The organism is Cellvibrio zantedeschiae (genome assembly GCF_014652535.1).
GTDB classification, from domain to species: domain Bacteria; phylum Pseudomonadota; class Gammaproteobacteria; order Pseudomonadales; family Cellvibrionaceae; genus Cellvibrio; species Cellvibrio zantedeschiae.
In genome coordinates, this window is record NZ_BMYZ01000001.1 from 716,000 (window position 1) to 735,382 (window position 19,383).

A 19,383-nucleotide genomic window follows, 5' to 3' on the forward strand; every position below is an offset into this window, starting at 1 on the left:
TATTAAGTAGGGAGTCGTCATCCTCGCGTAGCGGGGATCCAGCTTTTTTCTTGCTCTTTAATTCACGAAATATATTAAAGCGATTCGTTAACAAAGTTAATTTCAATTCCTGTCCCCACAGGGTCTTTAAAGAATATTTGAGTCATATTGATTTCGGGAAAGTAATCGTGCGAGAAAGGAATTTCGTGTTTGTTTAGTTTATCGACTACTTGTTTCAATCCTGTTGTTTGAAACGCAATATGGTCCAAGTGACCTTGTCGTTCATTTGCAAAATGTTCATTACTTTCTGCTAAATGTATAAGTGCGCGCTCGCCAGAATATAACCAGAAGCCGCGAATAGTGGATTCGGGTCGAAAGCCTTCGGTTAAACCCAGTATCTCAATATAGAAATCCCGAACTTGCGTTAACAGGCTCATGGGAGCGCTGATGTTGATGTGTTCTATGTGCATTTGAATAAAGCCTAGTTACCTAAAAAATTCGTTGTCGCGTAGCGGGAAAGCTAATTTTTGTAGGGAGTCGTCATTCTCGCATAGCGGAAATCCAGCTTTGAAAATTTACAATCAAGAGCTGGATCCCCGCTGCGCGAGGATGACGACGGAGTATTATTCGTAGGTTGGGCATTGCTGTCCAAACTACGAGCTTACTTATTAAGTTTATATGGGCCGCTTAGGAATGGACTACAATTTTCAATCGCTTGTTTTAGTTCTATTATGGCTTCAAGTTTTTCTAGATGCATTCCATAGGTGGTGATTTCGTGCATGTGCAATAAGTTTCTGGTCTTATTAAAAAAGCCTAGATTTTTAATGCAACTATCTGAAAGATTATATTTGACAGTATATTTTGGGCTTAGCAATACGCTTGTAGAAAGAGTAGTTTCTTTTATGGTGTAATTTTTTGCAAGGCACGACTTGATATGAATAGGCTGCTTTTTTTGGACATTTCTTATTTTATGTTGATCTTTTGCTGATTCTAAGTCATGAATAATATATTGTTTTCGTAATAACTTACTTTTTGCAAAAAGCTCAAAGGCACTCATTATCGCAACATCATCTATTATGTGTTCGTAATAGTCTAATAATACACAGAATAATTCACTGCGTGTTTTGGCATCCTTCTCCATTGCCTTAGCTATCCTCAAAGCGCTTTCAATGTTCGTTGCAATTTTTGCTTTGTGCAGCATTTTTCTTGCATTTATCATAAGTGATTCGTAGGTGAATTTTATATCTTTAGAGTTGTTATAAAAGTCGTTGACTAAAGGCATCGTAGAGTTCCATTAAGAATAAACCCGCACTAGGCGGGTTTATTTTCATCTCATCCATCACTGATTAAACAAAAACTCCATCAGTGCTTTTTGGGCGTGTAAGCGGTTTTCTGCTTCTTCCCAGACTATCGCATTTGGATGGTCCATTATCTCTGCGCTGACTTCTTTGCCTCTGTAGGCTGGCAAACAGTGCATGAAGAGCACATCTGAATTGGCGTGACTTAACAGTTCGCGGTTTACTTGGTAGCCGGCGAAAATTTTCTCGCGTTGTTTTTTCTCGTCTTCCTGACCCATGGATGCCCAGGTGTCAGTCACAACCAAATCAGCATTTTTAACCGCAGCAACAGGATCTTGGCTGAGCGACACGCGGTCTTTGTGTTTTTCAATCATGTGGTCCCAAGGTTCAAAACCTTTGGGTGTCGCAATACGCAATTCAAAATCGCACAATTCGGCAGCTTGCATGTAGCTTTGGCACATGTTGTTGCCGTCGCCAACCCAGGCTACGGTTTTGCCAGCGAGTGAGCCGCGTTGTTCAACAAAGGTTTGAATATCGGCCAGCAATTGGCAAGGGTGATGATCATCGGTGAGGCCATTGATCACAGGTACGCGTGAGTATTCGGCAAAACGCTCTACGGTTGCATGAGCAAAGGTGCGGATCATTACCATATCAACCATGCTGGCGATGCAGCGGGCAGAATCTTCAATAGGTTCGCCGCGGCCTAATTGTGAATCTTTGGTGGATAAGAAAATTGCATGGCCACCGGCTTGCGCCATGGCAGATTCGAAAGAGACGCGAGTGCGGGTGGATGATTTTTCAAAAATCATCGCCAGCACTTTGTCTTTGAAAATTTCTGTGGCTATGCCTTGGCGCTGCAAAGCTTTTAGCTCTATAGCGCGTTTGATGATGTGGTTTAGCTCGTCGCGGTTAACGTCTTCGAGGGTTAAAAAATGTCTCGGTGCCTTTGGGGGAACCATAATGCTCTTCTCTTTTTAGCGCCGCTGGAAAAGTGTGAAAGCGGCGCTTATTTGTTGCGGGTTCTTGCTCTGAGAGCCGCCACCCGCGTTTGTTAAAACTCAGTTACTAATTCGACCACTTTGGTAACCAGTTCGTTGGCTTCTGCATCCGTGAGGATAAAAGTTGGCAGCAAACGAATGGTGTTAACTGAGGTTACGTTAATCAAAATACCTTTGGCGCGGGCTTTGTCCATCAGCTCGGCGGCAGGCGCGTTAAGTTCAATACCAATCATTAAACCCTTGCCACGGATATCAACCACTTTTGGGTTGCCCGCGAGCCTGGTTTTAAAGTCGGCCAATAATTTATCGCCCAGCACTTTGGCTTGTTCAATTAAGCCTTCGGCTAGAAGCGTTTCAATAACTGCAACGCCCGCTCTGGTGGCTAAAGGATTACCGCCAAAAGTAGTGCCGTGATTGCCCGGTTGCAGAACATCGGCCGCTTTACCGCGAGCGAGGCAAGCTCCGATGGGTACGCCATTGCCCAAGCCTTTAGCGGTAGTGACCACGTCCGGCAAAATGCCGTTGTGTTGGTAAGCGAAGAACGTACCGGTACGGCCGTTGCCGGTTTGAATTTCATCCAGCATCAGCAGCCAGCCATTTGCATCGGCAATTGCACGCAATTCGTTGAGGTAGTTGGCGGCAGGAACACGCACGCCGCCTTCGCCTTGTACCGGCTCAACCAGAATCGCCACAATGTTGCTGTGCTCGGCAGCGGCCGCTTTTATGGCGGCAACATCGTTAAAGGGAACACGGATAAAACCTTCCACCAGTGGTTCAAAACCAATCTGTACTTTGGTGTTACCCGTTGCGCTCAAGGTGGCGAGTGTCCTGCCGTGGAAGCTGTTGCTGGTAACGATGATGGCAGGGTTCTTCAAGCCTTTATCGTTAGCGTATTTACGTGCGATTTTGATCGCCGCTTCGTTGGCTTCTGCACCTGAGTTGGAGAAGAAAACCTTATCCATACCCGATTGTTCAATCAGCAAATCTGCCAATTTTTGTTGGGTAGGAATGTTGTAGTAGTTAGAGCAATGGATCAGGGTACCGACTTGCTCAGTCAGTGCTTTGGTGAGCGCGGGATGAGAGTAGCCCAAGCCGCATACAGCGATACCGCTGATAGCGTCCAGATATGAGTTGCCCTTGTCATCCCACACTCGGCTGCCTTCGCCCTTGGTCAGGGTGAGGGTTCTTGCGCCGTAGGTGTTCATCAAGGTAGTCATGGTGCTCTCCAAAAAAGCCTGGCGTTAACGCCGGGTAGATTTACAACTAAAAAATCAATAAAAAATACAACACCAAAGCCAGAATTAAATGACTTGGTGATGAAAATGCAGGGAATTAACCACAGCGCCCAATTGGGTAGCGCTTAACAAGAATAAAATTGCGTTGCCTGCGAGACTTGCGAATTTTGCGCTTCTTGCTTCATCTATAAGCAAAAAACACAAAATGAGCCGCAATAGTATAAGCAAACGGCCATATTGGCAAATTTAGGCCGTGTAAAAAGCCGGTTTATGTGAGTTTTGGCTTGAGTGATTCCATTAAAAAATCCACGAAGGCGATGGTCTTTGCAGGCAAATAATCCCGCGCAGGGTAAACCACGTAAACCGGGAAGCCGGGGGCGGGGGGATAGCTGTTCAGCAGCGGTACCAACTGACCTTTCTGGATAGGATCGGCCACCAAAGCCTTATCAATCAAGAGCACGCCCAAGCCGCTGATCGCCGCGTCCACCAGCGCACAGGCATCGTTAATCGCCAGCGGGCCTTTGACGTGCACGCTTTCTGTGGTGCCATCCTGCTTGTTGATGAATTGCCAGTTGTTCATGGCGCGGCTGCTGTTGCGGTAGTAAAGACACCCATGTTTGGCTAGATCGGCGGGAACTTGGGGTTCACCACGGCGAGCGATATAAGCCGGGCTAGCGGAAACTTGCCAGCTTAACTCGCCCAGGCGACGCGCGATTAGCGACGAATCGGGTAAGTGTCCAATGCGAATGGCGGCATCTACCTGTTCGGCCACCAAATCCACGAAACGATCTTCCAGCCCCAGCTCCAATTCCACCTCGGGATAGCGCGCCGAAAATTCAGTGAGCAAGGGTAGCAGTAAGACTCTTCCCATGGATGTAGAGCAGGAAATACGCAACTTGCCGCGCACCTGCTGGCGAAAATCATCAGTGATACTTTCTACCGCATTCAACGCTGTTTCAACGCGTTGCGCCTCGCGCAGGATTTGCTCGCCCAATTCCGTGAGCGCCAATTTACGGGTGGTGCGCTGAATTAAGCGCGCGCCCATTTGCGCCTCAAAGCTGGTTAGTTGCTTGCTCACAGCAGACCGGCTCAGCCCCAAACTTTTGGCCGCGCCCGACAAACTGCCGTACTGGGCAACGCGGGCAAACAGAATTAGACCGGGTAAACGTTCCAGAGGAATGGACATACACGCACCTATTGTTTCCTTAATGGAAACAATCTAGTTCGAATTGCCTGGCTAATCAAGCAGAAGTCGCTCCCATAAACTGGCTCCGTTAATTAATGATCCATCACTTAAGGAGTTCAATTATGAGTACCCAAAAAGTTGTTCGTATCCATGCCTACGGTAACCGCGATGTTTTAGCTTGCGAAAATGCACCTATTCCTGCGGTTGGCGCAGATGAGGTTTTGGTAAAAATCCACGCTACCAGTATTAACCCGGTGGATTGGAAAGTGCGTGAAGGTTACCTGCAAGGCTTTTTAGCGCACAAGTTGCCGCTGGTGTTGGGCTGGGATTTCGCGGGCGAAGTTGCCGCACTTGGCACCAATGTGAGCGAGTGGAAGCTGGGCGACGCGGTTTACAGCCGCCCCGATATCAGCCGCGATGGTGCTTATGCAGAATACATTGCGGTGAAGGCCAGTGAGCTCGCGCGCAAACCTGAGACAGTGAACTGGCAGCAAGCCGCCGCCGTACCTCTAACAGCTTTGACAGCATGGCAAGCGCTTTATGACATGGTAAATGTACAGGCGGGTGAGCGTGTACTGATTCACGCAGGCGCCGGTGGTGTGGGTAGCTTTGCTATTCAATTGGCTAAGTTGCGCGGTGCGTATGTGTACACCACTGCTTCTACCCGCAATGTGGATTTGGTAAAAAGTTTGGGCGCGGATGAGGTCATCGATTACACCAAAAATGATTTTTCTCAGTTGCGTGACCTGGACGTAGTATTCGATACATTAGGTGGTGATGCGCTAGCTAAATCCTGGCAAACCTTAAAGCAAGGTGGTCGCTTGGTGTCGATTATTTCTGCGCCTGATGCAGCGACAGCTGAACAACACCAGGTAACACCTTTCTTTTGTTTCGTTCAGCCAAGTGCAGCGCAATTGACGGAGCTTGCACGTTTAATTGATGCAGGAAAAATCCAAATTATTATCGACAGTGTGTTTGCCTTGAAAGATATTGCCCAAGCCCACGAAAAAAGCGAAAGTGGCCGTGCGCGTGGAAAAATTGTGGTGCAAGTTAGCTAATCCATTAAAAATTTCACCCAATAAAAAAGGCGCGATTACAGCGCCTTTTTTATGGCAACGCTTTTTTGAATTAGGGCGTTGGTGTAAAAAACTGTTTAAGCGCATCAATATCTTTATGTGGATGAATGGATTGATCTGGCGATTGCAATAAAAATCCCTGGAACAACCGAACGCCATTGACCCACAAGGTTGACAGGTTTTTGGAATCTTCAACTTGAGTGGCAATAATTTCCGCCCCTGAATTTTTTGCAGCACCTACCAGTTTGGCAAGTTGTCGTTCTTGATCGCTATCATTCGTCAAATTTGACGTGAGTGAAGGCGCAAGGCGAACGTAATTAAAGTTAAATGTGTTAATTATTTCCAAACTCTCGGGAGTCGATCCCGAATGTGACAGGCAAGATCCGCATTCAATATTATTAAGCGCGTTGATTACCGCGCGGGCATCCGCCGGGTGTTGCACAATCCACGATTCCTCAAAGATAAATATAAGCCGCCGCTGTCCGCGCAAACGTGAGCTGCGCAATACATTGGCTGCAAAGGAGAAGAAGGATTTTTGCGCAAGCGTTTCGTCAGAAAGATGGATAAATAAACTGGCATTTTCCCGCGCGTAGCTGTCCACCGTAATTGCGCTAATAGCGGATTGCAGCACCCAGCGATCCAGGTCTACTCGCATGCTTGAGTTTTCAAGATAATGCAAAAATTTAGCAGCCGGAATTAATTCGTCATCATCCATTCGCCAGCGAACCAGGGCTTCGTAATGTTCAATTTGTGATTTTTCCAGGCTAATCATCGGCTGATAACAAATGCGTAGATTTTCCTCAGGGAGCCGCTCGTTAATTGAAATGGATGCGGCAGAAGCCGCAATTTTTGCGTCGCTAGTTTCATGCTTATCAACCGGCGGTGCGGGCGGAGACACGGCTTTTTTAGCGCGCTCGTAAGCTTGCTCTGCATGAGCCAGTGCAGTATTTGCGGTGCCCATTTCAGTGTCTAGAAAATGAACGCCAATGTGGGTATTGATTACAAACGTTTCACCATCAATATCATAGGTTGATTCAGACATGTATTCCGCAATTTGGGCAACGCGCTGTTGGTGTTGCGACCGGCTGCGTTTGCCAACCAATACACAAGCAACAAAATTAGATACATCGGACCACTGCTCTTCACTACCAATAACCTGCGCTAAACGCTGACAAAATAATTCGTGTAATTTTGCGCTTCCAGAAGGTCCAAACTCTTGATAGAAACTTTCTTCAATATCCAATGCAATGTAATAGAGCGCGGTTGGCGATTGGTGGGAATGTTCTGCCTGTAGTTCATTATCGATGGCAGCGTAAAAATAGCTGCGCGTAATTTGGTTGGTGTGATGGCCGCGCTGGGTAATGCTTTCTATGCGATGTTTTAAGGCAAAGGTATCGCGTATCGCGCGCTCACAAGAAATGACCAATGCGTCCATATCAACTGGTTTGGTCAGAATCGCATTGACGCCAAGTGACTCAATAGATTGACGCAACTTGGGTGAGGTATCTGCAGTGACAAATACAATAGGCAATAATAAAAATTGCTCGTTCTGCCGTAACAAAGTTGCTAATTCAATTCCGTTGATTTCCGGCATATGCATATCAAGCACAACCAGATCTGGCTTGAATTCTGCGGCCCGCTGCAAGGTTTGCATAGGTTTTGACACAGAAATTACATCCATACCCGCATTGCGTAAAATTTCTGCGTGATAGCTCGCCACTAGTTCTTCATCGTCCACAATCATAACTTTGTAGGTTATTTCACTGGCTTTTATGGTGTGAACCAAGGTTCGTACGAGGGACGAAAATTCAATAGGTTTGGTTATGTAAGTTGCGCAACCTGCACGCAACGCGCGTAACCGGGTGTGCATATCGCTACGGGCGGAGAGAAATATAATCGGTACGTTTTGTTCAATTCGATTTTTAATTTGGTGAATAGCATCAAAACCAAAATTAATTTCGTTTGCAGTGTTGGGGTCGATTAAAATGGCGTGCGGTGTTTGTAAACTAAGATGCTGGATGCACGCACCTGCAGAATTAAAATGATGGACGCTAAAACCTGCTTGACGTAAATAAACAGTCATTAATGCAGCGAGCGCGTGATCGGATTCCACAATAAAAATATGTTTACCTGCTCCGGTATTTTCCGGAACGGTAATTTCTTTCAAGGAAGTAGATGTTTTGGCGTTGGCAAGTGTGCGACCTAGCGCGCTCACCATTTGATCGATCATTTCAAACTCTATTCCGCCCATGGGCTGGCCGAGTTCCTGATAATCCTGCAGATATTGATCAAGCAATTGCGCAGTTTGGCTGATTTCCGGAATGCCAAAGGTCGCTCCCGAACCTACCAGCCGATGAGCCAGTTGTTGAAAGGTTTTAAAGCCTTGCTCGCTCCAGCGCAAATAACGTAAATGGCGCCACAAATCTTCCAGTTGATGAGCTTTTTGGGGCAAGCTCTCCAGGAATTGGCGCTGTAAGTGCTGAACATTGTTTCCAAATGTTTGAGGCATTATTAACTTCCCTCACTACCGTTACGTTGATCTCCTATGACTCAGTATAGAAGGCAAATGTTCACTTCCCTATAAAATTTAGCTTTCCTAATAATTCTATGTTTTTGTTAAGGATTCTGCGCATGGACTAGTGATTCTGATAGCATCGCCGGCATTATTTAAAGGTGGTTCTAGTAATGCTGAATGTAAATAAACTTATTTGGTGTGGCTGTTTTTCCATAGCTTCAGCACAAGCTATGGCTCAAAGTGGCATTGAAACATTGGTCATAACGGGTGAGCGTTCTGGCGCTTCAATCAGTGGTGCGCGACTAGTTGATGCAGATGAATTTCAGCCGGGCAGCCGAGCCGATGCAGCAGAACTTTTGCAAGGTGTAAATGGTGTGCAAGCTGATAGCCGCTCGAACTACGCACAAGATACACGTATCACCTTACGCGGATTCGGGGCGCGTGCGGCCTTTGGTGTGCGCGGATTAAAGCTGCAAATCGATGGTATTCCACTGAGCATGCCGGATGGCCAGGGTCAGTTCTCAGGCGCAGTCCTGGATGGGGTTGAGCAAGTCAGTGTAGTCACCGGGCCCTCGGCGACACTTTATGGTAATGGGGCGGGTGGGGTAATAAATCTTAAAACCGCCATTCCTCAAGCCAATTACATTTCTATAGACACAGCTGCCGACGAAGATGGTTTGGCTCGCCACCATATCCTGGGTGAGTTTCACGATGGCGCAATGAGTGCTCGCATTCAGGCCAGCAAGTTAAATGCAGAAGGAAATCGGCCCCATGCAAGTGCTGAGCGTGAGCAATTGGGGGCGCAGGTCTATTACCAATTTGATAATGGTATTGAAGCCCAATGGCGATTCGATAAAGAGCGTGCACCATTGCTGCAAGATCCGCTCGGCCTTACCCAAACCCAGTGGCAAGAAGATCCCTATCAATTAAATTCAGGCGCGGAATTTTTTAACACTCGTAAAAGTATTGAGCATTTGCAAAATGCTTTTAGCCTGAGGCAAGAGCGCGGTGACCAGCGTTGGCAAATTGCGCTTTGGCGCGGTGATCGCCACATCCAGCAATATCTTGCACTGCGTGGCGATGCACTTTCTAACTCCGGCGGTGTAGTGGATTTACACCGCAGCTTTAGCGGCGGTAATGGCAATTACACCTGGGATTTTGAGCTGGCGAATTCTCCAGCCAGTTTCACCTTGGGTGGCGAGTGGTCATCCATGAACGATGCGCGCAAGGGCTACGTGAATAACGCCGGCGTTGCTGGAGATTTGCGCCGCGATGAATTTAATGAAGCGGACAATCATGATGCCTACGCACTTTTGCAATGGCAGGTGACGGACAAATGGCAATGGTTGCTCGGTGCGCGCCAGTCTCACGTAGAATTGTCAGTAGCAGATTATTTTATTATCCCTGGCAAAAATGCGGATGACAGCGGCGATAAAAAATTTTCGCGCTCGTCTGAAACGCTTGCCACTCGTTATCAAATTAATGAACAGATTTCGGTTCGCGCAGCCTTGGGTAGCGGGTTTGAAACTCCCACGCTAACGGAGATGGCATATACCAACGGCGATAAAGGTTTTAACAATACACTGGATGCAGCTACAAATCGCCAACAAGAAATAAGTGTGGATTATCAGGGCAAAAAACTTACCTTGGGTGTAACCGCATTTGCAGTCAAAACGCAGGATGAATTAGTGGTAGACCAATCCAACAATGGTCGAACCACTTATATCAACGCAACGGCAACCGAGCGTAAAGGTGTAGAATTCAACTCGCGCTACGCATTTAATTCACATGTAGATTTACGCTTGGCCTTGAATTATTTGGATGCTCTGTATACGGAAGGACAATTTGATAATTTGCAGTTACCGGGTGTTGCTAAACAAAATCATTATGTACAAATTAATTGGTCACCACTGGGTAATGAATTGCTTAGGTTGGGTTTAAACGGGGTTCATCGTGGTCAGGTTGCAACTAATGATAATAATCAGGTAAAAGCCCCGTCTTACACTACAGTTGATCTTTCGGTGTCTGGTAAATTTAAATTCTATGTGCAGACTGATTGGTGGATAAAGCTTGCAAATATTGGCGACGAAAATTATGTAGGTTCGATTATCGTGAATCAAACCAATGGCCGCGCATTTGAACCGGCGAGCGGAAGGAATTTAGCCGCGGGTGTTAAATTTGGGTATGAGTTTTAAGTTCGGTGTGCTTGATGCTCTCGGTAATAGAAATCAACTTCGAGTACGGATATAAAAGCTACCTGTTAATTATTGAGAGATTTAGTGAGCCAGGACTTTACATCTAAAAATTTTCTAAACAACTTGCCGCAATATCCGTTAACTGAATTGCGCAATGACTTTTTTCGCGCGCTTCACAAAGGAACCTTGTTATTGGAGGCCGAGCCGGGTGCGGGAAAATCAACCCTTGCACCACTGTGGATGTTGCATCAGCTGGCCGCTAAACAAAAAATTATATTAGTACAACCTCGTGTACTGGCGGTCCAATCGCTTGCGCAGCGCTTGGCAGAGTTAGTTGGCGATGAAGTAGGGCAAACAGTAGCTTATCAAGTGCCCTACGATAATTGTGTTGGGGATAGCTCACGGCTAATAGTAATGACACCGGGAATTTTGCTGCAGCATTTGTTGCAAGATCCTACGCTGGAAAATATTGCCTGCGTAATGCTCGACGAAATTCACGAGCGTTCGGTCAACCAGGATACTGCCTGGGCGTGGCTACAAGAAGTACAAATTCTACGTGAAGACTTGCGCATTATTTTAATGAGCGCCACGCCCGATCCACAATTGCAGCAACAAATGCCGCAACGGTTATTTGCACCGGGGCGTTGCTTTCCCGTTTCAACCCAATATTTGCCTGCAAAAAATAACACACCTTATCCTGAGCGGGTTGAGGATCATGTTTTACGTGCACTGGTTTCTCATCCAGAATGGCAAGCTGCCACTACGCTGGTTTTTCTTGCGGGCTGGAGTGAGATTGAAAAGTGCACTCAGGCTATTCAAGCACGTTATCCGAACCAGGCTATTTTTCGATTGCACAGCCGTGTGCCCAATGTTGAGCAGAAACGCGCATTAAATCCTGCGTCGGGTCCGCGCATTATATTGGCGACTAATATCGCAGAAACGTCCTTAACAATTGCTGATGTGACCTTAGTGATAGATTCGGGACAAGTGCGCCGCCCCGATTATGAACAGCGTACGGGCTTAACGCGTTTACGATTATCGCGCATTAGTCAGGCGAGTGCTGATCAGCGTCGTGGCCGTGCCGGGCGTGTACAGCAGGGGCACTGTATTCGCTTATGGTCACAAGACCAGCCTTTGGCCGCAGCCGATTTGCCAGAAATTCGCGCAACAGATTATTTGCCGCTTGCACTGCGTCTTGCGCACTGGGGAAGCCCTGCCTTGTCCTTGCCGTGGCTGGAATCCCCCAATAAATTAGCGCTGGATTTTGCGCAACAGCAGTTGCGGCAAATGAAACTGCTAGACGCTGACAATAAAATTACTCCAGCGGGGGAGCAGGTGAGCGCATTGGGCACTCATCCGCGCATAGCTGCTTTTTTATTAGCGCAGGAAAAATCTATTGCTGAAGCTGAGATGCTCCTGGCCTTGGCTTTGCATTTTGATTTGTCGTGCGAAACTGATATAGATGATTTACTGCAACTTGCAGCGCAGGAATTGCAGCGCAATCGCCAGTGGCAACATCAGCAAAAACGTTGGCTACAAAAATTACAATTAACAATAGTGTCGGCTGATAAGCTTCAAGTAAATAATTTGGCGCGCGCCTTCAGTGATCGCATTGGTTACCAACAGGATTCAGGCCGGTTTAGGTTGAATTCTGGCATCAGTGTGGAACCCCAAGCCAAACTTGATTCGCAGTGGGCGGTGTTTCCCATTATTAATTCAAAGCCTAAAGGTCATAGCGGTATTGGAATAGCTTTGCAATTATCTGCCGATGAGCAACGTAGCCTTAGCCAACAGCAAAGCCGATTGATTCACAAGGGTAGCATGTGGCAGCTCCACAACGAATGGCGAATGGGCGGGGTCGTTATTGGCGAAGAATTTGTTGCGCTTGCTGCGGAACAAATTCCTAAGCTACTGTTAAATTTAATTCAGGAAAAAATTGCTGAAAAAGGTTTAATGCAGCTCAGCTGGAGCGCCAATGCCGAGCGACTTTTACAGCGAGCGCGCTTTGTGCAATCCCAGTCGCTGCTGGATTTGCCCAATTTGAATGATGAAGCTTTAACCGCAACTTTAGATATTTGGCTTTTGCCTTTTTTAACCGCCCAAACAACGCTGGACCAATTGCCTTGGTTGAATGCGTTGGAGTTTTATTTAGGATATGAAAACTGCCAGGCTATAGCGCAAGCCTTGCCAGAAAAAATTGAGTTACCGAGTGGGCGCCATGTTGTTGTAGAATTTTCGGCTGAGGGCGTACCGCAGGTGTCGGCAAAGCTGCAAGAATTTTTTGGTTGTGAGCAATTGCAACTGGCGGGTGGCAAGTTACCTTTAAAAATTCATTTGCTTTCGCCTAATGGCAGCCCGCTGGCGATTACTATGAATTTACAAACTTTTTGGCGGCAAGCCTATCCGGAAGTTCGCAAAGAGATGCGCGGTAAATATCCACGGCATCCCTGGCCAGAAAATCCGCTTGAGCATGAAGCTACAGCCTTAACAAAACGAAAGTTGGCATTACAACAAAAATAACAGACAGGAAATACTTATGAGTAAACTTGAGCAGGGTTATGTTACAGGGCATGTGCGTTGGTTATTGCGCCTGGAAGGCCTTGCCATTTTTCTATTTGCATTGATGGCCTATGAATTTATGGGCTTCCAGTGGGGATTTTTTATTTTAGTCTTCCTCGCGCCCGATTTATCTTTCTTCGCCTATTTCCACAGCTCGCGTGTTGGGGCTATTGCTTATAACACCATGCACTCCTATATTTTACCGCTCATGCTGTTTGCCTACGGCTTTTTTGTGTCTTCATCTAATGCTAATCAATTGGCGATTATTTGGATTGCGCACATAGGTTTTGACCGTGCATTAGGTTTTGGCGTGAAGTATTCCAAAGGTTTTCGTTACACCCATTTTGGCAAGTTAGGGCATAGCAAAGAAAATTAATTGTGCCGTGCCAGAAGCGCGGGAGGCCTTATGAATCCGAACAAAGTAGATCGTAACAAGCTTGGCAAGCTGACAGATTTACCAAATATCGGTAAAGCCATGGCTGCAGATTTGCAATTGCTAGGCATAAACGTTCCCGCTGATTTAATTGCCTGTGATGCCTTTCAACTCTATGACGATTTATGTCATTTAACGAACGTTAAGCACGATCCCTGCGTGATAGACGTTTTTATGTCGGTGGTTAGTTTTATGCAAGGCGAACCAGCGCGCCCCTGGTGGGAATACACTTCCGCACGGAAAGAAATCTTACGTCAACAATAATAAGGTGGTAGCTATGAGCATTACACGTATAAATCATTTTGAAGCCAAAGCTGGCAGCGAAGCAGATTTACTGGCTTTTATGCAAGACGTAGTTAACGAAGTTAGCAAAGCAGATGGCTGTATCAAATGCCATTTATTAAAAGGTGCAGAAAATAGCGCACAGCTCGCAGTAATAGAAGAATTGATATCAATCGCACATCACCAAGCCGCGGCCAGTATTATTCCTAAAGAAAGAATCCAGCAAGCAACGGTATTTTTCGCTAAGCCTCCTTTCGGTATTTACTACACAAACGAATAATTAGAAATGGGTAATTCACCTTATGAAAATCACAAATTGGTATTCGAATTTTGCGAAACAAATATCGCGCTTTTGTGGTCGCCCTATAGTATTTGTATTTGCCATGGCAACGATATTGGTATGGATTATTAGCGGCCCGCTATTTGATTTCAGCGATACATGGCAGCTTGTGATTAATACCGCCACTACGATTATTACTTTTCTAATGGTGTTTTTAATTCAGAGCACACAAAATCGTGATACTGAAGCCATTCAAATAAAACTTGATGAACTTATTCGCGTTACCCAGGGCGCGCACAACAAATTGTTGGATTTAGAGGAGCTTGATGAAGCGCAATTGGATGAGTTTCGTCGTCGCTATGAAATACTTGCCAGTCTTGCTCGTGCACGCATTGAAAAAGGTGAGGCCGATACAGACACACCTGAGATCAATGACAAAAGAGCTGAATAAAGCCAACTAAATAAACAGGAATCAGATTGGATAACCGCCAGCATATAGTTGCGAATATAAACGAAATCTATCGCCGCGAATCGCGCCGCGTTCTGGCCACGCTTATTCGTTTGTTACGCGATTTTGATTTGGCTGAGGAAGCATTGCACGATGCCTTTATTGCCGCCCTTGCGAAATGGCCGCTTGAAGGTGTGCCACAAAACCCGCGCGCGTGGTTAGTATCTACAGGGCGTTTTAAAGCGATTGACCACTTGCGTAGGCGAGCCTTATTTAATAAATCCCTTGCCGGTATTGCGGAGGAACTTGAATCCGCCGTGAGTGATAGCGAGGAGTGGTTTAACGATTCTATTGAAGATGACCAGTTAAAATTAATTTTTACCTGTTGCCACCCGAGCTTGTCTATTGAGGCCCAGCTTGCCTTGACCTTGCGTGAAGTGTGCGGGTTAACCACCGAGGAAATAGCGCGCGCTTTTTTAGCGACGCCACCGACAATTGCACAGCGAATTGTGCGCGCAAAAAATAAAATTCGCGACGCTGCTATTCCCTATGAAATCCCAGCGCAACATGAATTGCCAGCGCGTTTGAATGCGGTTTTGCACACTATTTATTTATTGTTTAACGAAGGCTATTCCGCGTCATCGGGGGATTTACTTACGCGCCAGCACCTCACACAGGAGGCCATTCGTTTAGGGCGTTTGCTGATAGAGCTTATCCCGCAATCGGAAGTGTTGGGGTTGTTAGGTTTGATGCTAGTGCAAGATTCGCGCACCACTGCACGTATGGATTCTGAGGGTAATTTGTTAACTCTGGAGCAGCAGAATCGCTCGTTATGGAATCGTCTACAAATTGCCGAGGCTTCTCAATTTATCCAGCGCGCATTAACTATGGGTGGCTTTGGCGTTTATTCTGTTCAAGCGGCCATAGCTGCCGTACATGCAGAAGCTACCAATTATGCAGATACCGATTGGCCGGAAATTATTGGGCTCTACGATCTCTTGTTGCGCATGAGTCCATCGCCTGTCATCGAACTAAACCGCGCTGTGGCGCTCGCAATGCGCGATGGTGCAGAAGCAGGGTTGCAAGTAATTGACGCTATTAGTGCAAGAGGCGAATTACAGGATTACTATCTGTTACATGCTGCACGCGCGGATTTTTACCGCCAGCTCGGCCAGCTAGACGCCGCTCGATCCTCCTACCAGCAGGCGTTAGCATTGACTCAACAGGAGCCAGAGCGTCGTTTTTTGCGTGAAAAAATTGCCCGGTTGAGCGCCTAAATTGCCATTTAAAGGGTAATTTTAAAAAAATAAAAATATTTTTGGTTTGTGTGTCGATTTGCAGGATTAGCGAACGACTATTAAGTATCAATCACCCAAAGGAGTTGTGAAATGCAAAAGATCACGCCGTTTTTATGGTTTAACGACAATGCGCTTGAAGCCGCTGAGTTTTACGCCTCCATTTTCAAGAATTCGGCCATCACTAATGTCACCCATGTGGGCCAAACAGATCGGGTTATGTCTGTCAGTTTTGAGCTGGAAGGGCAAGCCTTTCATGCGCTTAACGGTGGCCCTCATTTTACCTTTACGCCTGCAATTTCTTTATTTGTTGATTGCAAAGACCAGGCAGAAGTCGACGATTTATGGGAACGTTTATCGGCGGACGGTGAAAAGTCCCGCTGTGGATGGCTAAAAGATAAATTTGGATTGTCCTGGCAAATTATTCCCACACAAATGAGTCAGCTCTTGCGCGACTCTGATCCTGCAAAAGCTCAAGCGGTCATGAATGCCATGATGCAAATGAGCAAAATTGATATTGCTGTGTTACAGCAAGCCTACAACAAAATTTAATGAGGAGTTAATGATGAAATATCAAGGTAGCTGCCACTGCGGAAAAATTGCGTTTGAAGCCGAAGGTGAAATTGAAGGCGCATTGGCCTGTAATTGTTCTATTTGCCAACGTAAAGGCACGCTTTTATGGTTTGTGCCTGCGGATAAGGTGAACTTGTTAACACCGCGTGAAAACATCACAACTTACACCTTTAATAAACACATTATTAAGCATCAATTCTGTGGCGTGTGTGGCGTACAACCTTTTGGTGAAGCAATAGATCCAAAAGGGAATCCAACCTTTGCAATTAATATTCGCTGCATTGAGGGTATAGATCCCTTAGCTGTTCCTGTACACCATTACGACGGCAAATCCCTTTAATTTGTGAATAGGAGTGTATGAAAATGACCCAATATGTAGATGGTTTTTTATTGCCGCTGCCGGCAGATAAACTCGATGCTTATAAAGCAATGGCAAACAAAGCCGGTGAGGTTTGGATGGAGCACGGCGCTTTGGCCTACTGGGAAACCATTGGTGATGACATGAAGTCCGGCGGGAAAATGACATTTGAACAAGCCGCAGGCACTAAAGAAAATGAGTTGGTAGTATTTGCCTGGGTGGTATATCCCTCGCGTGAAGAGCGCGATGTGATAATGGCAAAAGTGTTTGCTGATCCTCGATTACAAGAAAATTCTGAAATGCCATTTGATATGGATCGTATGGCCTATGCCGGTTTTAAACCCCTTGTTGTATTTAACAAAAACTAATGAGTAAGGAGAAAAAAATGGCCAAGCAAATATTTGTGAATTTAGCGGTTAAGGATTTACCAAAATCCAAAACATTTTTTGGAAGCCTGGGTTATAGCTTTAATCCGCAATTTACCAACGATGACGCTGCCTGCATGGTGATTAGCGACACTATCTATGTCATGTTGTTAACTGAACCTTTCTTTAAAGGCTTTACAAGTAAAGAGTTAGTTGATGCAAAAAAATCTACAGAAGTGTTGGTGTGTTTGTCCTCTGAAAGTCGCGCAGATGTTGAAGAGACTGTACGAAAAGCTGTAGCTGCCGGTGGAAGAATTTATAACGAGCCGCAAGATCACGGCTTTATGTACTGCCACGGTTTTGAGGATTTGGATGGTCATCAATGGGAATTTGCGTTTATGGAACCGAGCCATATTCAATAATCGGAATTACGGAGTCAGCCATGAGTTTGGATACCATTTTTGTCAACATTCCCGTAAATGACCTCGACAGGTCTATCACTTTTTATTCGGCAATGGGTTTTACACCGCACCCGGTATTTCGTGGTGAAGGTGCTTCCTGCATGTGTATCAGCGAATACATTAATGTTGTTTTGCAGAGCCACGAACACTTCAAGCAATTCACGGATAAACCGATTGTTAACCCTGCACAAAGCACGGGTGTGTTGTTGTGTTTGCATTGCGATAGCCCTGCGCATGTTGATGACTTAGTGAAAACGGCGGTGAAAGCGGGCGGCACAAGTCCAACTGAGGCGAAAGATTATGGATTTTTATATAGCCATGGTTTTACAGACCCAGATGGATATATATGGATTTTGAATCATATATATCCCACGACTTAATTCCGTTTGAAAAGGTGAAACAATGTTTAGATTAATTTTAATAATTGTGGTTTGTTTTGTGGCGGGAATACTGATTTATGCCGCAACAAAACCGAACCGCTTCAGTATTGTGCGCAAGTTAAAAATTAATGCTGATCCCGAAAAAGTGTTTGCAGAAATCAATGATTTCACACGCTGGAAATTATGGTCGCCATGGGAAACGAAAGATCCCGCTATGCAACGAACCTATTCCGGCTCGGCAGCTGGTATAGGTGCAATATATGAATGGAATGGCGATAAAAATTTAGGGACGGGGAAAATGGAAATTACTGACTCTGTTGCCGGGCAGAATATTATCATCAAATTGGATTTCTATAAGCCCTTCGAAGCACACAATGTTGCTGAATTTACCTTCACCCCAGAAGGCGATGGAACTCTGGTTACCTGGGAGATGCGTGGCCCACAAGTTTTTATGGGTAAGCTTATGTGTGTATTTATGGATATGGACAAAATGGTTGGGAAAGACTTTGAAGCCGGTTTGTCCAAATTAAAAACATTAACTGAAAATCCTGATTAAGAGTAAACCTTATGAAATACCTCGCCCTTATTTACTACGAAGAAAAAACGATTAACGCTATGACTCAATCGGAATGGCAATCACTCAACGAAGAGTGCGTTGCCTGTGGCGAAGATTTGCGTAGTGGCGGTTACATGCTGGGTGGCAATGCATTGCATCCGGTCACCACTGCCACCAGCGTGCGCGTGCGCGATGGAAAACAATTGGTGACCGATGGCCCCTTTGCTGAAACTAAAGAGCAGCTTGCCGGTTTTTATTTACTGGAAGCGCGCGATTTAAATGAAGCAATTCAAATTGCCAGCAAGATTCCGCCTGCGCGTTTGGGGTGCGTTGAAATACGTCCTATACGGGAATTGAATCCCGAAAAAGATGAACGTTTACAGCCGCAGTTTTCTTAAATCTCTTGTGAAGGATTTATAATTATGAGCCCACGTTTTATAGAACAGCCTCCATTACTAATAGCGGGCATGCGCGAACCGCTTGATGAACAGAGCGCGGAAAAAATTCCACTCTTGTGGCAAAAATTTGGTCCCTACATTAATCACATTCCTTTCCAAAAAAATGCCGTTGCTTACGGTTTATGTGTGCGCAGCAGTGAAAGTAGTAACGGACATTATTACTACATGGCCGGATGTGAAGTCAGTGAGTTTGGGAATTTGCCTCCGGATTTAAGTCCACTCATAGTGCCTGCGCATAAATACGCAGTCTTCACGCATGAAGGACATGTGTCGTCTATTAGAAGCACCATCGATTATATTTTTGATCAATGGTTGCCCAAGTCCAGCTATAAACATAATTCACAATCGATTCATTTTTTTGAGCGCTACGCTGAAGATTTTGATCCGGTTAAGGGTGTAGGCGGTATAGAAATATGGCTGCCATTAGAACTCTCTTAATTAATGCTGAACGCG

At 45.8% G+C, this 19,383-nt stretch carries 22 protein-coding genes; 16 read left to right on the forward strand and 6 right to left on the reverse strand.

The window, feature by feature from the left end; translation table 11 throughout:
- Positions 1–74: 74 nt before the first annotated feature.
- The 5 genes from IE104_RS03160 to IE104_RS03180 form a co-directional block, all read right to left on the reverse strand.
- Complete coding sequence (locus IE104_RS03160; protein ID WP_189416000.1) at positions 75–449, reverse strand: VOC family protein; 375 nt, start codon at positions 447–449, stop codon at positions 75–77.
- Between the two features lie 191 nt (positions 450–640).
- Positions 641–1,261 carry a hypothetical protein gene (locus IE104_RS03165; protein ID WP_189416001.1) on the reverse strand — a complete coding sequence of 207 codons (621 nt, stop codon included), beginning with the start codon at positions 1,259–1,261 and terminating at the stop codon, positions 641–643.
- A 57-nt stretch (positions 1,262–1,318) separates the two neighbouring features.
- Positions 1,319–2,236 carry an ornithine carbamoyltransferase gene (argF, locus tag IE104_RS03170; protein WP_189416003.1) on the reverse strand — a complete coding sequence of 306 codons (918 nt, stop codon included), beginning with the start codon at positions 2,234–2,236 and terminating at the stop codon, positions 1,319–1,321.
- 92 nt (positions 2,237–2,328) lie between these two features.
- Positions 2,329–3,492 (reverse strand): aspartate aminotransferase family protein, encoded by a 1,164-nt coding sequence (locus IE104_RS03175; RefSeq protein WP_189416004.1) that lies wholly within the window; start codon positions 3,490–3,492, stop codon positions 2,329–2,331.
- Positions 3,493–3,778: 286 nt separating this feature from the next.
- Complete coding sequence (locus IE104_RS03180; protein ID WP_189416005.1) at positions 3,779–4,696, reverse strand: LysR family transcriptional regulator; 918 nt, start codon at positions 4,694–4,696, stop codon at positions 3,779–3,781.
- A 122-nt stretch (positions 4,697–4,818) separates the two neighbouring features.
- Here IE104_RS03180 and IE104_RS03185 point away from each other — a divergent pair, with 122 nt between their 5' ends.
- Positions 4,819–5,754 (forward strand): NADP-dependent oxidoreductase, encoded by a 936-nt coding sequence (locus tag IE104_RS03185; protein ID WP_189416006.1) that lies wholly within the window; start codon positions 4,819–4,821, stop codon positions 5,752–5,754.
- A gap of 70 nt (positions 5,755–5,824) precedes the next feature.
- On the opposite strand, the gene IE104_RS03190 is transcribed toward IE104_RS03185, so the two are convergent.
- Complete coding sequence (locus tag IE104_RS03190; protein WP_189416008.1) at positions 5,825–8,281, reverse strand: EAL domain-containing protein; 2,457 nt, start codon at positions 8,279–8,281, stop codon at positions 5,825–5,827.
- Between the two features lie 176 nt (positions 8,282–8,457).
- Here IE104_RS03190 and IE104_RS03195 point away from each other — a divergent pair, with 176 nt between their 5' ends.
- From IE104_RS03195 to IE104_RS03265, 15 genes are all read left to right on the forward strand, one after another.
- On the forward strand, positions 8,458–10,482 hold the full coding sequence (locus IE104_RS03195; RefSeq protein ID WP_189416009.1) for a TonB-dependent receptor family protein: 2,025 nt from the start codon (positions 8,458–8,460) through the stop codon (positions 10,480–10,482).
- Positions 10,483–10,566: 84 nt separating this feature from the next.
- Positions 10,567–13,002 carry an ATP-dependent helicase HrpB gene (hrpB, locus tag IE104_RS03200; protein WP_189416010.1) on the forward strand — a complete coding sequence of 812 codons (2,436 nt, stop codon included), beginning with the start codon at positions 10,567–10,569 and terminating at the stop codon, positions 13,000–13,002.
- 16 nt (positions 13,003–13,018) lie between these two features.
- Positions 13,019–13,417, forward strand: coding sequence for a DUF4260 domain-containing protein (locus IE104_RS03205; RefSeq protein ID WP_189416011.1), 399 nt, complete (start codon positions 13,019–13,021; stop codon positions 13,415–13,417).
- Positions 13,418–13,447: 30 nt separating this feature from the next.
- Complete coding sequence (locus IE104_RS03210; RefSeq protein ID WP_189416013.1) at positions 13,448–13,738, forward strand: helix-hairpin-helix domain-containing protein; 291 nt, start codon at positions 13,448–13,450, stop codon at positions 13,736–13,738.
- Between the two features lie 13 nt (positions 13,739–13,751).
- Complete coding sequence (locus IE104_RS03215; protein ID WP_189416014.1) at positions 13,752–14,036, forward strand: putative quinol monooxygenase; 285 nt, start codon at positions 13,752–13,754, stop codon at positions 14,034–14,036.
- Between the two features lie 22 nt (positions 14,037–14,058).
- Positions 14,059–14,487, forward strand: coding sequence for a low affinity iron permease family protein (locus IE104_RS03220; protein WP_189416016.1), 429 nt, complete (start codon positions 14,059–14,061; stop codon positions 14,485–14,487).
- Positions 14,488–14,513: 26 nt separating this feature from the next.
- The gene (locus IE104_RS03225; RefSeq protein WP_229837592.1) at positions 14,514–15,761 is read left to right on the forward strand and encodes an RNA polymerase sigma factor; all 1,248 of its coding nucleotides are present in this window, start codon (positions 14,514–14,516) and stop codon (positions 15,759–15,761) included.
- Positions 15,762–15,872: 111 nt separating this feature from the next.
- Positions 15,873–16,331 (forward strand): VOC family protein, encoded by a 459-nt coding sequence (locus IE104_RS03230; RefSeq protein WP_189416017.1) that lies wholly within the window; start codon positions 15,873–15,875, stop codon positions 16,329–16,331.
- 10 nt (positions 16,332–16,341) lie between these two features.
- On the forward strand, positions 16,342–16,692 hold the full coding sequence (locus tag IE104_RS03235; protein WP_229837593.1) for a GFA family protein: 351 nt from the start codon (positions 16,342–16,344) through the stop codon (positions 16,690–16,692).
- A 17-nt stretch (positions 16,693–16,709) separates the two neighbouring features.
- Positions 16,710–17,078 (forward strand): DUF1428 domain-containing protein, encoded by a 369-nt coding sequence (locus IE104_RS03240; RefSeq protein ID WP_229837594.1) that lies wholly within the window; start codon positions 16,710–16,712, stop codon positions 17,076–17,078.
- A 17-nt stretch (positions 17,079–17,095) separates the two neighbouring features.
- Positions 17,096–17,497, forward strand: coding sequence for a VOC family protein (locus tag IE104_RS03245; protein ID WP_189416018.1), 402 nt, complete (start codon positions 17,096–17,098; stop codon positions 17,495–17,497).
- Positions 17,498–17,517: 20 nt separating this feature from the next.
- Positions 17,518–17,916 (forward strand): VOC family protein, encoded by a 399-nt coding sequence (locus tag IE104_RS03250; RefSeq protein ID WP_189416020.1) that lies wholly within the window; start codon positions 17,518–17,520, stop codon positions 17,914–17,916.
- A 22-nt stretch (positions 17,917–17,938) separates the two neighbouring features.
- Positions 17,939–18,472, forward strand: a complete 534-nt coding sequence (locus IE104_RS03255) for an SRPBCC family protein (RefSeq protein WP_189416021.1) — start codon at positions 17,939–17,941, stop codon at positions 18,470–18,472.
- A gap of 11 nt (positions 18,473–18,483) precedes the next feature.
- Entirely contained in the window at positions 18,484–18,870 is a 387-nt protein-coding gene (locus tag IE104_RS03260; protein ID WP_189416022.1) for a YciI family protein, read from the forward strand.
- 24 nt (positions 18,871–18,894) lie between these two features.
- On the forward strand, positions 18,895–19,368 hold the full coding sequence (locus tag IE104_RS03265) for a GyrI-like domain-containing protein (RefSeq protein WP_189416023.1): 474 nt from the start codon (positions 18,895–18,897) through the stop codon (positions 19,366–19,368).
- Positions 19,369–19,383: the final 15 nt, after the last annotated feature.

Excerpts from the sequence above, each read along its gene's own strand:
- IE104_RS03235 (WP_229837593.1), top strand. The coding sequence starts at position 16,342 with ATGATGAAATATCAAGGTAGCTGCCACTGCGGAAAAATTGCGTTTGAA.
- IE104_RS03220 (WP_189416016.1), top strand. The coding sequence starts at position 14,059 with ATGAAAATCACAAATTGGTATTCGAATTTTGCGAAACAAATATCGCGC.
- IE104_RS03265 (WP_189416023.1), top strand. The coding sequence starts at position 18,895 with ATGAGCCCACGTTTTATAGAACAGCCTCCATTACTAATAGCGGGCATG.
- IE104_RS03215 (WP_189416014.1), top strand. The coding sequence starts at position 13,752 with ATGAGCATTACACGTATAAATCATTTTGAAGCCAAAGCTGGCAGCGAA.
- IE104_RS03205 (WP_189416011.1), top strand. The coding sequence starts at position 13,019 with ATGAGTAAACTTGAGCAGGGTTATGTTACAGGGCATGTGCGTTGGTTA.
- IE104_RS03180 (WP_189416005.1), bottom strand. The coding sequence starts at position 4,696 with ATGTCCATTCCTCTGGAACGTTTACCCGGTCTAATTCTGTTTGCCCGC.
- IE104_RS03255 (WP_189416021.1), top strand. The coding sequence starts at position 17,939 with ATGTTTAGATTAATTTTAATAATTGTGGTTTGTTTTGTGGCGGGAATA.
- IE104_RS03245 (WP_189416018.1), top strand. The coding sequence starts at position 17,096 with ATGGCCAAGCAAATATTTGTGAATTTAGCGGTTAAGGATTTACCAAAA.
- IE104_RS03165 (WP_189416001.1), bottom strand. The coding sequence starts at position 1,261 with ATGCCTTTAGTCAACGACTTTTATAACAACTCTAAAGATATAAAATTC.
- IE104_RS03240 (WP_229837594.1), top strand. The coding sequence starts at position 16,710 with ATGAAAATGACCCAATATGTAGATGGTTTTTTATTGCCGCTGCCGGCA.
- IE104_RS03260 (WP_189416022.1), top strand. The coding sequence starts at position 18,484 with ATGAAATACCTCGCCCTTATTTACTACGAAGAAAAAACGATTAACGCT.
- IE104_RS03185 (WP_189416006.1), top strand. The coding sequence starts at position 4,819 with ATGAGTACCCAAAAAGTTGTTCGTATCCATGCCTACGGTAACCGCGAT.
- IE104_RS03190 (WP_189416008.1), bottom strand. The coding sequence starts at position 8,281 with ATGCCTCAAACATTTGGAAACAATGTTCAGCACTTACAGCGCCAATTC.
- IE104_RS03230 (WP_189416017.1), top strand. The coding sequence starts at position 15,873 with ATGCAAAAGATCACGCCGTTTTTATGGTTTAACGACAATGCGCTTGAA.
- IE104_RS03250 (WP_189416020.1), top strand. The coding sequence starts at position 17,518 with ATGAGTTTGGATACCATTTTTGTCAACATTCCCGTAAATGACCTCGAC.
- IE104_RS03160 (WP_189416000.1), bottom strand. The coding sequence starts at position 449 with ATGCACATAGAACACATCAACATCAGCGCTCCCATGAGCCTGTTAACG.
- IE104_RS03195 (WP_189416009.1), top strand. The coding sequence starts at position 8,458 with ATGCTGAATGTAAATAAACTTATTTGGTGTGGCTGTTTTTCCATAGCT.
- IE104_RS03210 (WP_189416013.1), top strand. The coding sequence starts at position 13,448 with ATGAATCCGAACAAAGTAGATCGTAACAAGCTTGGCAAGCTGACAGAT.
- argF (WP_189416003.1), bottom strand. The coding sequence starts at position 2,236 with ATGGTTCCCCCAAAGGCACCGAGACATTTTTTAACCCTCGAAGACGTT.
- IE104_RS03175 (WP_189416004.1), bottom strand. The coding sequence starts at position 3,492 with ATGACTACCTTGATGAACACCTACGGCGCAAGAACCCTCACCCTGACC.